The organism is Ornithinimicrobium sp. F0845, from assembly GCF_023015765.1.
Taxonomy (GTDB): domain Bacteria; phylum Actinomycetota; class Actinomycetes; order Actinomycetales; family Dermatophilaceae; genus Ornithinicoccus.
This window is the reverse complement of record NZ_JALKAL010000008.1, coordinates 47,208-61,869: the sequence shown is the minus strand read 5'-3', so window position 1 is coordinate 61,869 and position 14,662 is coordinate 47,208. Positions and strand designations below refer to the sequence as shown.

At 72.0% G+C, this 14,662-nt stretch carries 11 protein-coding genes; 1 reads left to right on the top strand and 10 read right to left on the bottom strand.

The features are described 5' to 3' along the window. Window positions 1–23: 23 nt before the first annotated feature. Window positions 24–680, bottom strand: a complete 657-nt coding sequence (locus tag MWU75_RS12940; RefSeq protein WP_247091341.1) for a response regulator transcription factor — start codon at window positions 678–680, stop codon at window positions 24–26. Further along, the gene (locus MWU75_RS12935; protein WP_247091338.1) at window positions 677–2,665 is read right to left on the bottom strand and encodes a histidine kinase; all 1,989 of its coding nucleotides are present in this window, start codon (window positions 2,663–2,665) and stop codon (window positions 677–679) included. The genes MWU75_RS12940 and MWU75_RS12935 overlap by 4 nt, the downstream gene beginning before the upstream one ends. Window positions 2,666–2,830: 165 nt before the next feature. Here MWU75_RS12935 and MWU75_RS12930 point away from each other — a divergent pair, with 165 nt between their 5' ends. Continuing rightward, window positions 2,831–4,240, top strand: coding sequence for a sodium:proton antiporter (locus MWU75_RS12930; RefSeq protein ID WP_247091336.1), 1,410 nt, complete (start codon window positions 2,831–2,833; stop codon window positions 4,238–4,240). Window positions 4,241–4,307: 67 nt separating this feature from the next. On the opposite strand, the gene MWU75_RS12925 is transcribed toward MWU75_RS12930, so the two are convergent. The 8 genes from MWU75_RS12925 to MWU75_RS12890 form a co-directional block, all read right to left on the bottom strand. Further along, window positions 4,308–5,240 carry an NAD-dependent epimerase/dehydratase family protein gene (locus tag MWU75_RS12925; RefSeq protein WP_247091334.1) on the bottom strand — a complete coding sequence of 311 codons (933 nt, stop codon included), beginning with the start codon at window positions 5,238–5,240 and terminating at the stop codon, window positions 4,308–4,310. 248 nt (window positions 5,241–5,488) lie between these two features. After that, entirely contained in the window at window positions 5,489–6,070 is a 582-nt protein-coding gene (locus MWU75_RS12920) for a DUF5063 domain-containing protein (protein ID WP_247091332.1), read from the bottom strand. A gap of 41 nt (window positions 6,071–6,111) precedes the next feature. After that, window positions 6,112–6,711, bottom strand: coding sequence for a recombination mediator RecR (gene recR / locus MWU75_RS12915; RefSeq protein ID WP_247091330.1), 600 nt, complete (start codon window positions 6,709–6,711; stop codon window positions 6,112–6,114). Window positions 6,712–6,805: 94 nt separating this feature from the next. Then, on the bottom strand, window positions 6,806–7,516 hold the full coding sequence (locus MWU75_RS12910; protein ID WP_247091329.1) for an HAD-IA family hydrolase: 711 nt from the start codon (window positions 7,514–7,516) through the stop codon (window positions 6,806–6,808). Further along, window positions 7,513–8,190: a lysophospholipid acyltransferase family protein gene (locus tag MWU75_RS12905; RefSeq protein WP_247091327.1), complete on the bottom strand. Its 678-nt coding sequence runs from the start codon at window positions 8,188–8,190 to the stop codon at window positions 7,513–7,515. Before MWU75_RS12905 ends, MWU75_RS12910 begins: the two co-directional genes overlap by 4 nt. Before the next feature lie 27 nt (window positions 8,191–8,217). Continuing rightward, on the bottom strand, window positions 8,218–10,659 hold the full coding sequence (locus MWU75_RS12900) for a DNA polymerase III subunit gamma and tau (RefSeq protein WP_247091325.1): 2,442 nt from the start codon (window positions 10,657–10,659) through the stop codon (window positions 8,218–8,220). Window positions 10,660–10,716: 57 nt separating this feature from the next. Then, window positions 10,717–12,945: a UvrD-helicase domain-containing protein gene (locus tag MWU75_RS12895; protein ID WP_247091323.1), complete on the bottom strand. Its 2,229-nt coding sequence runs from the start codon at window positions 12,943–12,945 to the stop codon at window positions 10,717–10,719. Window positions 12,946–13,166: 221 nt separating this feature from the next. Continuing rightward, complete coding sequence (locus MWU75_RS12890; RefSeq protein ID WP_247091322.1) at window positions 13,167–14,162, bottom strand: helix-turn-helix transcriptional regulator; 996 nt, start codon at window positions 14,160–14,162, stop codon at window positions 13,167–13,169. Between the last annotated feature and the right edge of the window lie 500 nt (window positions 14,163–14,662).

Sequence of the window (14,662 nt, the reverse complement as noted above, 5' to 3'; positions counted from 1 at the left end):
GACGGCGCTCGCCCGGCCGGTGCCTAGCCCTGGCGCCCCACGAAGCCGGACTCGTAGGCCAGGACGACGACCTGCACCCGGTCGCGGAGCGCGAGCTTGCCGAGGATGTGGCTGACGTGCGCCTTGACCGTCGTCTCACCCAGGAAGAGCTCCCCGCCGATCTCGGCGTTGGACAGGCCGCGCGCGATGCCGGCCACGACGTCGAGCTCACGCTCGGTCAGTGACTCGAGCGCCTGGGGCACCCCGTCGCTGGGGGGAGGAGTCCGCACGTAGGCCTCGACCAGCCGCCGGGTGACCTCTGGGGAGAACAGCAGTTCTCCCTCGTGGACGTCGCGCACCGCCCGCACGATCTCCTCGGGCTGTGCCGACTTGAGCAGGAACCCGGCGGCCCCGGCGCGGAGCGCGCCGTAGAGGTACTCGTCGAGGTCGAACATGGTCAGCATGAGGACCTTGGCTCGCACGCCCCCGGACACGATGCGGCGCACCCCCTCGATGCCGTCCACCGTGGGCATCTGGATGTCCATGAGCACGATGTCCGCGTCGAGGGCCTGCGCCATGCGTGCGGCCTGGGCGCCGTCCGAGGCCTCCCCCACGACGGCGAAGTCGTCCTCGGCCGACAGGACCGATCGGAGGCCGGCCCGCAGGAGCGCCTGGTCGTCGGCGAGCACGATGCGGATCATGGGATGACCACCGGGTCGGCGGGGGAGTATGCCGGGAAGCTGGCTCGCAGCGCGTAGGTGTCGCCCTCGGCGCTGGTCGTCAGGCTGCCACCGCGCTCGGTGAGTAGCTCCTGGAGTCCGCGCAGCCCGAGGCCCAGCCCGATGGAGGAGGTCACGCGGACATCCTGCCCCGGATCCTGGCGCGGCGGGCTGTTGCTGACCGTGACGTCGATCCGTGTCGGGCTGACGGTCACCTCCAGCGTCACCTCGCTGCCGGGCGCGTGGCGCACCGCGTTGGCCAGACCCTCCCGGACCACGCGCAGCAGCAGCACCACGTCCAACGGGGACGGGTCCGCCCGGAGGTCGAGCGTCGTGCTGACGTGTGCGCCTCCCCGGCGGGCGCCGGTGACCAGCGGGGCGACGGCCTCGGCGACGTCGACCCGCCCGTCGGCGCCGGTCGCGGCCTCGGTGAGCGTGCGGGGAGCCGGGGGCGCCGACGACCTGAGGGCGTGCAGCTCCCGGGCCGACTCCCGGCCGATGTCGGCGATCGCGTCGAGGGCCGCCCGGGCCGCCTCGGGGTCGCGGGTGCGCAGCACACGGGCCGCATTGGCCTGCATCATCATGGTGCCGACCGCGTGGCTGGCCGCGTCGTGCAGCTCGCGGGCCAGGTTCAGGCGCTCCCGTGAGACCGCGGCCTGCTCGGCCGTCTCGATCTCCGCCTGACGGCTCAACGCCCGCGCGCGGTGCTCGATCTCCGCCGCGTGGTGCCCCGCCCAGACGGCCGCCACCCCGTAGGGCAGGACGTGCAGACTGATCTGGATCCACAGGTAGTCCCGGGTGTCCGCCCAGACCAACGACCAGGTGGCGACACTGAAGACGAGCCATGCCGCGGTCGTCAGCCGGTCGCCCGAGCGGCCCGCCGACCAGGAGAGCCCCACGCCGATGACGGCCAGCCAGATCGCGTCGCGAGCCACGTCGATGGTCCCCGTCAGGTTCACCACCACCAGGATCGCTGCGGCCGTCAACTGGGCAGTGATCGGGAGCCGGTTCCGCAGGGCCAGCGCGACCCCGAGCGGGACGATCGCCAGCACGACGAAGCGGGCCGGAGGCAGCACCGCCCTCTCCACGCCCCCGAGGGCCTGCCAGGTCAGGGGGGCCAGTGCGACGACCGCCAGCAGCCAGAGCGAGGGCCAGATGTCCTGCGCGACCCGGCGCCACCCCCACGTGGTGGACTCAGGGGGCGTGGTGCCCTGCCCCGACCCCGGGTCATGGGGTGCCGGCGAGTCATCGTCCCGCAACACCTCGACGAGCGCCCGCAGTCGGCCGGTGGCCTGCTCCCCGTCATGGTGGATCGACCCGATCGCGTCGATCTCGAGACCCTCCCGGCTGTCCTGCGCCGTGCGCGTCATGTGCTGCACGAACTCACCGACCGCGTCGAAGGCGGCCGATGCCACCTCCTCGCGCTCGGCCTCCGCCGCCACCTGGGCCCGCAGGGTCGGGTCCACGAGCGAGAGCCGCGCCGCGTCCGCGGCGGCCTGTCGGCGCCTCACGTCACGGGAGCGCACCTGTGCGCTGAACCACCACGGCACCATCAGCAACGGCATCCCGAAGACCAGGCTCGGCAGCTCCCAGCGCCCGAAGTATGCCGTGACCGTCAGCATGAAGGGCACCGCCCAGACACCCCACAGCACCGGTGTCCGATACCCCACGACGAGCCCCGCCACGGACAGCGGGCCCAACAGCGCCGGGGTCGCGGCCCCGATGCCGGCGATCGTGGCATCCTGCGGCGCCACGCCCATCACGCCGAGCGCGGACAGCGCAGCGGTCGTGAGCAGGACCCCGGGTAGCGGGTGCTGGGTGGTGACCCACGCGATGACCCCAAAGCACAGTGCCAGGCCGAAGCAGCGCAGCGGCTGCGACGGCCAGGCCACCGACAGGACCCCCCAGACCCAGACATAGCTCGCGGCGGTCAGCCACCACGAGGCCCGGATCGACAGACTCTGCATGATCGGAAGCGTAATCAGGCGGCGTCGTGCGCAGCACCGTCCTGGGATGGTGACCCCTCATCCCTACGGCGGTCCCGCCTCCGGCCCTGGTCAGACACGACCCACGTGACGTGCGGGAGGGTCATAGGGTGACCTCAACCTCATGACCGAAGATTCGGAGGGGACATGGAAGTCCAGTGGTGGAGCGTCCTGCCGTTCGCCGCGATGCTCGGCACCATCGCGTTGGCCCCTCTCATCCCAGCCACCGCACACTGGTGGGAGAAGCAGCGCGTCCAGCTGCTGGTCGCGCTCGTCCTGGGCGTGCCGGTGGCGCTGTGGTTCATCCTCGGCGGGGACACCAGCGCCGTCGTGCACGCGCTCTTTGAGTACGCCCAGTTCATCACCCTGCTGCTCGGCCTCTTCGTCGTCTCCGGCGGCATCTTCCTCAAGGGGGACATCGAGGCGACACCGCGCAACAACACCCTCTTCCTGGCCTTCGGCGGCCTCATCGCCTCCTTCATCGGCACCACGGGCGCGGCGATGTTGCTCATCCGACCGCTGTTGAACACCAACGCCGAGCGCAAGTTCCGCGTCCACACCGTCGTGTTCACGATCTTCATCGTGGCCAACTGCGGCGGACTGCTCACCCCGCTGGGTGACCCACCGCTCTTCCTGGGCATGCTTCGCGGCGTCCCGTTCACGTGGACCTTCACCCTGTGGCCGATGTGGCTGTTCGTCAACCTCCTGCTGCTGGCGACCTACTACGCGCTGGACCGCCGGTACCACGCCAAGGAGCGGCCCGAGGACCTGACCCTGGACCGGACCACCGTCACCAAGCTGGGCGTCAAGGGCAAGGTGAACTTCATCTACCTGGCAGCCATCGTCGCCGCCGTCGCCCTCGCCCCCTCGCTCGACCTGCACGCCGTCGAGACCGGCACCGCCAGCCTCGGGGACTGGATCCCCTGGCGCGAGGTCATCATCCTCGGTGCGGCCGCCATCTCCTACTTCACCGGCGACAAGGTGGCTCGCTTCGAGGACAACAAGTTCACCTGGGGACCGATCCTGGAGGTGGCGGCCATCTTCATCGGCATCTTCCTGACGATGATCCCTGCCCTGAAGTACCTGTCCCAGCTGGCGCCGAGCCTCCCACTCAACGAGGTGACCTTCTTCATCTTCACCGGTGGCCTCTCCTCGGTGCTGGACAACGCCCCGACCTACGTGACGTTCTTCGAGATGGCCCGCGAGCTCGGCGGTGAACCAGCGGTCGCCGGGGTCTATGAGCCCTATCTCGTGGCGATCAGCCTGGGTGCCGTGTTCTGCGGCGCGATCACCTACATCGGCAACGGCCCCAACTTTATGGTCAAGGCCGTGGCCGACAGCGCGGGTGTGACCATGCCGAGCTTCGGCGGCTACGTCGTGCAGGCCTTCGTCTACCTGGTCCCGACGCTGGTCGCCATGGTCCTGGTCTTCATCGCGCCGGGGCTGTGGACCACCCTGGCCGGCATCGCCCTGGCTGTGATCCTGCTGGGCCGTGCGCTGCTGACGGCTCGCACCCACCAGCAGGGTGCGCTGCCCACCGCCTCACCGTCGGACTGAGCCACGACGGGGAGGAGATCCTCTCCACGTTCCCGACCGATGAGACGGGAGGCTGGCGGACTGCTCCTCAGCCCGCAGCCGTGGCCTGCACCTCGCGAGCCACGTCATGCTGCGCCAGGTCGAAGGCCACCGAGTCTGTGACCGACCGCGGGACGAGCCCGAAGGTCTGCTGCGCGGCATCCGAGTCCAGGATGAAGGGCCGGGTGAACTGGTGGCGTGTCTCACGCAGCTCGCGCAGCGTCGGCACCACGAGCCCACCGGTCCACAGGACCGGCCACGGCACCTCGCGGACCCGGTGCGGCACGCCGAGCTGCTCGGCCGCCACGGCGGTCAGCTGACGCAGGGTGAGGGGCTCGGCGCTGGGCACGTGCCACGCCCGACCCCAGGCGCGCTCGTCGCCGGCACCCGTGGCGAGCAGGGCCGCGACGTCACGCACGTCGGTCCAGGTGCGCAGAACGTCCAGCGGCGCCGGTGACCACGCGGTCGCCCGCTTCGCGAGCCGTGGCGTCATCATGCCGAGCAGCGAGCTGCCGCCGAGGTAGTCGCTGCCCCGCACCTCGAAGGCACGCACCCGGCCCGCCTCGTGCGCGGCCACGGCCTCGGCCCACATCGCCGCGCGCACCCGGCCCTTGGTCCCGGTGGCCGCGAGCGGGGTGGCCTCGGTCATCGGTGCGGACACCTCGCCATACCCATAGAGATTGCTCGTCGTCGCGAGCACCGCCCCGTGCCGCTCCGCCGCGCCGAGCAGCGCGCTGGCGATCGGCGGCCAGTCCGTGGCCCAGCGGTGATAGGCCGGGTTCACGCAGTTGTAGATCACCTCGGCCCCCTCGGTGACCGCGAGCACGCGGTCGGCGTCGGAAGCATCGGCGGCGACCGGCTCGGTCCCGGCGAGCCCCGACCCGCTGCGGGTCACGACCCGCACGCTCTCACCGCGATCCACCAGGAGCCGCGCGAGCGCGCTCCCCACCGGTCCGGCACCGAAGATGACGTGCTTGCCCATCATGTCCTCTATTTCGTGAGCACTGCTCTCTCATTTGAGTATGACGCCACTCAAGAGCAAATGCAAGAGCACCGCTCTCATCCCCGGTGTTCTTCACGCCGACTGCAGTCGGCTCGATGAACGCGAGGGCGCTCGAAGAGGTGGCCAGATGCGACCGGTAGAGGACAGCTGGGGCCAGTGAGTGCATCCGAGCGTGAAGCGGGGCGGCACAGCACTGCCGTTCCCACGGGGCTCGCTCGCGGAGGGGGTCAGGCCGGGTCGGGCTCGGGCTCCGGCTCGGCGTGCAGCGCCGCCATCTCGGCCTCCATGACGGTCTCCTCGTCCGCGTCGAGTCGGACGTGCGCCAGCAGGCTGTGCAGGACCCGGATGGCGGCGGCGAGCCGCTCCCCCCAGGTCGACAGATAGCTGAACTGCCACCACCAGAGGGCCTCCTGGCAGCGACCGGCCTCGTAGTGGTGCAGCCCGTGGGCCAGGTCCGAGGCCACCTGCGTCAGGTCGTCGGAGACCAGGCCGCGGACCACCTCGCCCGACAGGACGGGGTCCTCGACCTCGACATACTCATCCACCCCGGCGAGCAGGTCGTGCAGGCCGTTGCGGACCCCCTCGAGGTTGGCATCGGGACCGGTGTCGGCCTCGAACTGCTCGCGGGGCACCACGTCGACCATCGCCCCCAACCGGGCGCCTACCGCGTGCAGCTGGGTGCTGGCCAGCAGGAGCAGCGGCAGGGCGGTGTCGGGCTGACCTCCGGAGGCGAGCTCGCGCAGCGTGATGAGGAAGGTGCTGGCCTCCCGTGCGGTCTCCGCCGCGAGCTCGGTCAGCTGTCGATCCATCGACTCACTCATCACGCCTCCCCGGATGCGCTGTCAGCGGGTCACGCCTCGATCAGCCTACGCCCTTCGAACGCCCTGCCCAGGGTGACTTCGTCGGCATACTCCAGGTCCCCGCCCACCGGCAGACCGGAGGCGAGCCGGCTGACCCGCAGCCCCAGGGTCACCAGCGTCCGGGCCAGGAACGCGGCGGTCGCCTCGCCCTCCAGGTTGGGGTCGGTGGCGATGATCACCTCGGTGACCGTGCCGTCGGTCAGGCGCGTCATCAGCTCGCGGATCCGCAGGTCACCCGGGCCGATCCCGTCCATCGGGCTGAGGGCTCCCCCGAGCACGTGATAGAGCCCGCGGAACTCGCGGGTGCGCTCGATGGCGACCACGTCCTTGGGCTCCTCGACCACGCAGATCAACGTCTGGTCGCGGCGCGGGTCGGCGCAGATGCGGCAGCGCTCGGACTCGGCGACGTTGCCGCAGAGCTCACAGAAGCGCACCTTGTCCTTCACCTCGGTCAGCGCCGCGACGAGCCGGGTGACGTCGTCGGGGTCGGCCGCCAGCAGGTGGAACGCGATCCGTTGCGCGCTCTTGGGCCCGATGCCGGGAAGCCGGCCGAGCTCGTCGATCAGGTCCTGGACCACACCTTCATACACAGTGACCTGACTCTAGGCGCTCCGGCTGGGAATCCCGCCAGGCGCACCCGTCGGTGAGTATGCCGAGCACGTCACCTTCCGTGCGTCACCATCCTCAGGTGAGTATGCCGAGCAGCTCACCTGCCGTGTCGGCCACGGCCGAGGGCCGGGCAGCCGTCAGGTCACCCGGTGCGCCGGCACCCCAGGTGACCCCGACGGCGCGCATCCCGGCGGCCCGCGCGGCCAGGATGTCCACGACGGCTTCGCCCACGTAGGCGCAGTCGGTCGGCTCGACGCCCAGCGTCGCCGCGGCGTGGAGCAGCGGGTCCGGGTGCGGCTTGTGACGGTCCGTGGCCTCCAGGCCGATGACGGCCGCGAAGTCGTGGTCCAGCCCTACGGCGGCCAGGCCACGGCGCACGGTTGCGCCGAACTTGGAGGAGACCACGGCGATGCGGGATCCGGCTGCCTCGAGTCCGTCGAGGACCTCGGGGATGCCGTCCACGGCACGGATCAGCTCGTCGTGGTGGGCCAGGTTCCAGTCCCGGTAGGTCTGGACCATGGCCTCGGCCTGCCCGGGATAACGCTCGGAGAAGGTGTCGATCAGCGTGCGGCCGATCCAGGAGCGGGCCTCCTGCTCGCCGACCTCCACGCCGAGGTGGTGGCTGACGGTGTGCTGGAACGACGCGACGATCAGCGGGATGGTGTCGGCCAGGGTGCCGTCGAAGTCGAACAGCACCACTGGGTGTTGGGGCGCGGCGGTCTTGCGGCCGGGCGCTCCGGTGATGCGGTCGGGCGCTCCGGTCATGCGGTCGGGTGCTCCGGTCATGCGGTGGGCTGCTCGGGGGCGCGCTCGTTGTACTTCCCGGCGAGCTCCTGGCCGGACATCGCGTGGATCGCCGCCATGATCTCGTCGGTCGCCTCCCGGCGGGCACGTCCTGCCGGGACGCCCTCGAACCGCCCCGTGAAGTCGATCGGCTCGCCGAACTCCACGCGGAACCTGACGACCCTGGGGATCCGCGAGCCGACGGGCTGCAGCTTGTCCGTGCCGGTGAGGGCCACCGGCACCACGGGGCACCCGGCGGTCAGCGCCAGCCAGGCGACGCCGGTGCGGCCGCGGTAGAGGCGCCCGTCCCGGGAACGGGTGCCCTCGGGATAGATCCCGAACGCGCCCCCCTCCTGCAGGTGTGTCAGCGCCAGGTCGAGGGACAGCTGCGCCGCGCGGGTGTCTTCGCGGTTGACGGGGATGCTGCCGATCGCGGTGAAGAAGTTCCGGCTGATCAGCCCCTTGACGCCCTTGCCGGTCCAGTAGTCGTCCTTGGCCAGGAAGGACACCTGCCGCGGAGCGGTCAACGGGATGACCAGGCTGTCGGCGAACGACAGGTGGTTGCTCGCCAGGATGACCGCGCCGTCGGAGGGCACGTTCTCGGTGCCGATCACCTCGGGTCGGTAGATCGCGAGCGCGGTCGGCCGCACCACAACGCGAAGTGCGCGATAGAGCATGTGGCCTCCAGCGGGCGCTCGAACCGGTCAGTGCGTCGGGTCGTCCTCGACAGCGATCACGGTACCGCCGAGGACGCTCTCGATCACCGGCAGTCCCACGGCCCCGGAGCTCTCCAGGTCCTCGTCGTCGTCGCGGGGGACGTCACCACCCGGCTGGGGGGCCGGCTTCGGGGCGGACGCGGGAGCCGGCGTGGAACGTGACTCGGCGGGAGTGGGGCTCGGCTGGCCGGGCGTGGGGCTCGGCTCGGCGGGCGTGGGGCTCGGCCCGGCGGGACCCGGGCTCGGCCCGGCGGCGGTGGTGCTCTGCCCAGCGGCACCCGGGTCAGGTTTCGCGTGTGGCTCCGCGCTCCCCCGTGCGGGCGTCGGATGCGGGTCGGCGGTCTCCGCCGCCGGGGTCGGCCGCGGCGCGGCGTTGTCCGGGACTGTCTCGGTCGCCCAGGTGGGCGGGGCCTCGCGAGCGCTCTCTGCCCACTCCTGCGCTGGAGGCGCACCCGCCGGTGCGTTCCGACCGCTCTGGCTGCCACCGCGGGGGCCGCCAACGGCCCCGAGCTGCTCGGCCGCACTCGGCTCGTCCGGCGTGGTCGAGGTGGGCGGAGCGCCCGTGCGGGGCGGCGCACTCACGCCGGGGCCGGGACCGCGCGAGGGCGGCGGGGCGGATCCGCCGGGCCCACCGCCTCCGGGAGCCACCCCGCCCTCGACGCGGGCATCGAGTCCGATCGCGTCGATGAGGGCCTGCCGCACGACCTCGGCGTGCACCCCCTGGTTGAAGGTGGACGCCAGGCCCTCGCTGCTCAGGCCGAGCAGCACCCGCCGACCGTCGAAGTCCAGCACCGTGCTGTTGACGGAGACCAGCGTCCAGGTGACCCGCCGGATCTCCTTGACCTTGTCGAGGATCTCGGGCCAGGAGCGGCGCACGGCGTCGGTGTCCAGCGACCCGGGGGCACCAGCCGGCTCCGGTGGCTGCGTCTCCTCCGCCGGGACCGGCTGCTCGGCGACCGGCTGCTCGCGCCGGACCTCCTGCGGCCCTCCGGTCGGCGCGGCCTGCTCCCGCGGCGCCGGAGCGGGAGCCCCGGCGCTGCGCGGCTCCTCCTGGGTGGGAGGAGGCTGCTGGGTCGGGCGACCCTGCCGCGGCGAGGGCGCGGGCCGGGCGGGTGCGCCGGGATCACCTGCCGGAGGCCCGTCCTGGGACCGGGCAGCGGGAGCCGCTTCCGGAGGCACCTGCTGAGCAGGAGGCGCCTCCTGAGCCGGAGGCGCCGACGCCGCGGCAGCCGGGCGGTGCGCCGCAGGGGCGGATTCGGCTGCGGCCGGGCCCGCGGCAAGCCGACGCTCGATGCGGTCCAGGCGCGCGGCATACCCCTCCTCGCCGGCGGCCGACGGCAGCAGCAGGCGGGCGCAGATCAACTCAAGGTGGAGTCGGTAGGACACCGCACCGGTCATCTCCGAGAGCCCCCGCGAGACGACGTCGGCGCACCGGGTCAGGGTGCTCGGGCCGTAGACCGACGCCTGCTGGCGCAGCCGCTCGACCTGGTCCTCCGGCATGCCGCGGAGCAGCCCGCCCGCGCGGTCGCCGACGGCGGAGACGACGATGAGGTCGCGGTAGCGCTCGAGCAGGTCCTCCACGAAGCGGCGCGGGTCGTGGCCGGACTCCATGACCCGGTCGACCTGGCGGAACACCGCGGCCGCGTCCTGGGCAGCGACCGCATCCACGACGGAGTCGAGCAGCTCGACGTCGGTGAACCCGAGCAGCGCCGCGGCCCCGTCATAGGTCAGGCCCCGGTCGTCGGCGCCGGAGATCAGCTGGTCGAGGACGGACAGGGAGTCACGGACCGACCCGCCTCCGGCGCGCGTCACGAAGGACAGCACCCCTGGCTCCAGGGTCACGCCCTCCGCGGCGCACAGCTCCTCGAGGTAGCCGGCCAGCCGCTGCGGCGGCACGAGGTGGAAGGGGTAGTGGTGGGTCCGTGACCGGATGGTGGAGAGCACCTTGTCCGGCTCGGTCGTCGCGAAGATGAACTTCACGTGCTCCGGCGGCTCCTCGACCACCTTGAGCAGCGCGTTGAAGCCGTGCGAGGTCACCATGTGTGCCTCGTCGATGATGTAGACCTTGTAGCGCGACTGCGCCGGCCCGAACGCCGCCCGCTCGCGCAGGTCGCGCGCGTCGTCCACGCCGCCGTGGCTCGCCGCGTCGATCTCGATGACGTCGACCGACCCGGGGCCCCCGCGGGCCAGCGCCACGCACGACTCGCACTCCCCGCACGGGTCGGGCGTCGGGCCCTGCTCGCAGTTGAGGCAGCGCGCCAGGATGCGCGCGCTGGTGGTCTTGCCGCACCCCCGTGGCCCGCTGAACAGGTAGGCGTGGTTGACCCGGCCGGAGCGCAGCGCCTGCATCAGCGGCCCGGTCACGTGCTCCTGCCCGATGACGTCGGCGAAGGTCTCGGGTCGGTAGCGGCGGTACAGCGCGGTGCTCACGAAGAAGACCCTAGTCGCCGCCCCCGACGCCGACCGCCCTCACCCACAGCCTGTGGATCACCCCACCTGCAGCACGGTCATCCGGTGCGCAGCCCGGGTCAGCACGACATACAGCACCCGCGGCCCGCCCGGGGACTCCTCGATGATCGCCTCCGGGTCGACCACCACCGTGGCGTCCCACTCCAGCCCCTTGGACGACAGCGGGTCGATGAGCACCACCCGGCCGTCGTAGCGGCTCGTCACGCCGGTCAGGTCCCCCCACCAGCGCTGCGGCGCGATGACGGCGATCGAGCCACCGACCTGGTCGGCCAGGTCCTCGACGGCCCGTTCGACCGCCTCCGACACCGCCGACCCCTCGGCGGGCACAGCAACCTCGACCGGCTCGATCCCGGTCTCGCGCACCGCCTGCGGGATGTCCGCATCGGGGACGTGCTGGCGGATCAGACGCTCGGCATACTCGAAGATCTCCCGCGCGTTGCGGTAGTTGGTGTCCATGTGGAACCCGCGCCGCACCGAGCTGCCGAAGGCCTCCTCGCGGGCGGCGAGCGACTCCTGCGGGTCCGGCCACGAGCTCTGCGCGGCGTCGCCGACGACCGTCCAGGAGGCCCAGCGGCCCCGCCGCCCCAGCATCCGCCACTGCATGGGCGACAGGTCCTGCGCCTCGTCGACCAGCACGTGGGCATACTCGTCGGCGGGGGTCACGCGGCCGGCCATCAGGCGGTCCCGTGGGTCGCTGGACACACGCGTCCCGGCACCCCCGGACTCCTGGCCCGGAGCGACCGAGGTGTCCCGGTCCAGGCCGACCCGCAGGGCCGACATGCCGTACTGCGAGGCGTCGTCCAGCTCCTCGATCTCGTAGAACCCGCGCTCCTCGGACGGCAGGTCGACCATGGGGCCGAGGCGGGAGGCCAGCTCGTCGATCAGGGCCACGTCGGCCACCGACCACGTGCCGGTCTCCAGGGCTGTCTGCAGGGACGCGGAGAGTATGTCGGAGCTCCCGGCACCGAGGACGTCTCCCGCGAGGCGGTGGGCCAGGTCGGTGTCGGTGAGCCAGAGCAGCACCTCGCGGGGGTCGACCGGGCGCCACCACTCCCGCAGGAAGGTCTCGACGTCGGTGGAGTCGCTGAACTTGTCGAGGAACTCCTCGCGGTCCCCCTCCCGGACCTGGGCCCACGCTGCCTCGCCGAGCTCGCGCAGCGCGATGTCATAGGAGTTGTTGCGCTGGTGGTGCCGCAGCACTGCCCTGCGGACCCGGTTGAGGGCGGGCTTCTCCAGGCGGACGGCGTGTCCGGCCACGAAGGCACGGAACAGCTCCGGCGTCCCCGGGATCGGCTCGCGGACCAGGCGGGTGAGCACCTGACGGATCCGCAGGCTCCCCTTGAGTGCGGCGGCCTCGGGCGGGTCGATCCGGGTGGCCGTGATGCCGCCCACCAGGTCACCGACCGAGCGCAGCACGACCGAGTCCTCGCCGAGGCCGGGCAGCACCCGCTCGATGTAGGCGGTGTAGGCCGCGGACGGCCCGACGACGAGGACTCCGCCGGACTCGAAGCGGCGTCGGTCGGAGTAGAGCAGGTAGGCCGCGCGGTGCAGCGCCACCACCGTCTTGCCGGTGCCCGGTCCCCCGGTGATCTCGGTGACCCCCCGGGCGGTGGCCCGGATCGCCTCGTCCTGGTGCTGCTGGATCGTCGCGACGATGTCTCGCATGCGCTGACCGCGGGAGCGCGTCAGCGCGGCGATGAGGGCGCCGTCGCCGACCACGACCAGGTCCTCGGGCGCCTCGGCGACCATGAGGTCGTCCTCGACCCCGATGACGAGCTCACCCTGGCAGCGCAGCACGCGGCGGCGCAGGACCCCCTGCGGGTCCACGGGGGTGGCGCGGTAGAACGGGGCCGCGGCCGGTGCGCGCCAGTCGATGACCAGCGGCTCGTAGTCGTCGTCACGCACCCCGAGCCGGCCGATGTAACGGACCTCCCGGTCCTGCGGTGCGCCCTCGGCCGCGTGGTCCAGGTCGAGCCGCCCGAAGACCAGGCCCTCGTGCTGGTTCTGCAGGGACGCCGTGCGGCGGGAGGCTGAGTAGACCAGCGCGTCGCGCTCGAACAGGCCGGCGAGCTCCTCCTCGCGGGGGTCGCCGGTGCCGCGACGGTCGGTCTGGCCGCGCGACATCCCCTCGGCGTGCACGAGCTGCGCGCGGTCCACGGCCTTGGCCAGCTCGGTGTAGACCCGGTCGACGTGTTCCTGCTCGATGGCGATCTCACGTGCGACGACGTCCTCGGCCGCTTCACTCACCTGGGTTCCATCCCCTCCACCCGACGGCATCGGTCACGGGCGTTGCTCCGTCAACGGGTCGGACTAGCCTACCGGTCCCGGCGCCGGATCATGGTGCCCGCCGGCTGGACCGGTCGGCATACTCCATCAGCCGCGGGGTCGGGGCGACGGCTCATGGTCGGTCAGCAGCTGCACCCCGCCTGAGATCGGCATCTACAGCGTGGGGCGTCCCCCGGCCCGTCTCAGATCCAGTCCCGACGGGCCGCCTGCACGCCCGCCTGGAAGCGGGTGGCCGCGCCCAGTCCGCGCATCAGGATCGCCACCCGCCTCTCGACGGTGCGGGTCGAGACCGACAGGCTCCGCGCGATCTGCTGGTCCGTCGCGCCGGTCGCGAGCAGACTCAGGACGCGCCGGTCCCGTTCCAGCAGCGGTGGCTGGTCCGTGCCGTCCACAGTGCGCGCGGACGTGGACCCCAGCGGGGTGGACAGGTCGAAGGCCGACTGGAAGAGCGCCCCCAGGGCCGCGACCGGTGCGGGACGGCGCGTCACGAAGGACCCGTCGGCGCGCGCGTCGTGGCGGGACAGGTCCACCAGGGCGGCGCTGTCGTCCACCACGAGCCCGCTGAACGGGAGCCCGTCACCCACCGCGATGCGCTGACCGGAGCCGGCCAGCGCCTCCAACCGGCCCAGCAGGCCGTCGTGCGCAAAGAGCGCGACGTCCACCACCAGGCTGATGGCTGAGGAGGGCACCTTCGGTCGTGAGATCGGTCGATCCTGCTCGAGCAGCAGCCGCAACGCCGCCGGCGAGGCGTCCATGAACGCCCGGATGTGGTGCTCGGCCGTGGCTGTCAGGGAGTATGTCGCCAGGACCACCTGGTCGACAGAGCGCAGCATGTCGACGCCGGCGTAGTGGGGCTCCCCCGGGTCGTTGCGCGATGCCCGCCAGAGCGCCCCGAGCTCGTTGGCGGTGCTGCGGGTGGACCTGGCCCGCGCCTCCAGCTCCGCCGCCCGCCGGGGCATGGCGGTCTCGGGCGGGACGATGTCCCACACGCCCTCACTGTGCCGCGTGATCAGCCCCCGCCCCTCCAGGAACATCGCGGCCCGGGTGACGTCGTCGGGATGCAGCCCCGACTCGACCAGGGCCCCGCGGGTGGGTCGCCCGAGTCGGAGCATGGTCAGGTAGAGCGAGGAGAGGAAGTCCTCGAACTGCGGGTCGGTGAGGTCATCGAGTCGATCCATCGTTCTCTCGCAGTCAGGGGGCCGGGCCGGAACCCCCGCAGTCAGGGAAACCGGGGTGTCGGATTACCGCCATTGACTATAAACCGTCATCGCTGGGCGTGACATCTGTCAGTGGACGTGCCACAGTTAGCGAACCGGCCTAGCCGGAGTGGGGATCGTGAGTGTCGGTTGTTATTCCCCCCCGAAGCAACCAGACCCTGCCTCACAGCGTGGCCCACCTGGGAGATGACCCCCCCTGCCTCCCAGGTGGGACCACGCGCCCCCATCAGTCGCACGCATGCCGTGCCTCCATCACGTCCACCTGGACCTCCATCACCCCGACCACCATCACCCCGACGGCTGGCACGGGGGACGAGAGGGCCTCCGTAGGTCCCTCGCAGGTGCGCCGTCCCACCCCCAAGCCACCCGCACCCCGACCGTGGGTCCGCACATCGGGTCCACTCCCGTGTGGGAAAAGAGCCAGCGCGTGGGATTTGGTCCCCCAGAGGGCTCAAAAGCCA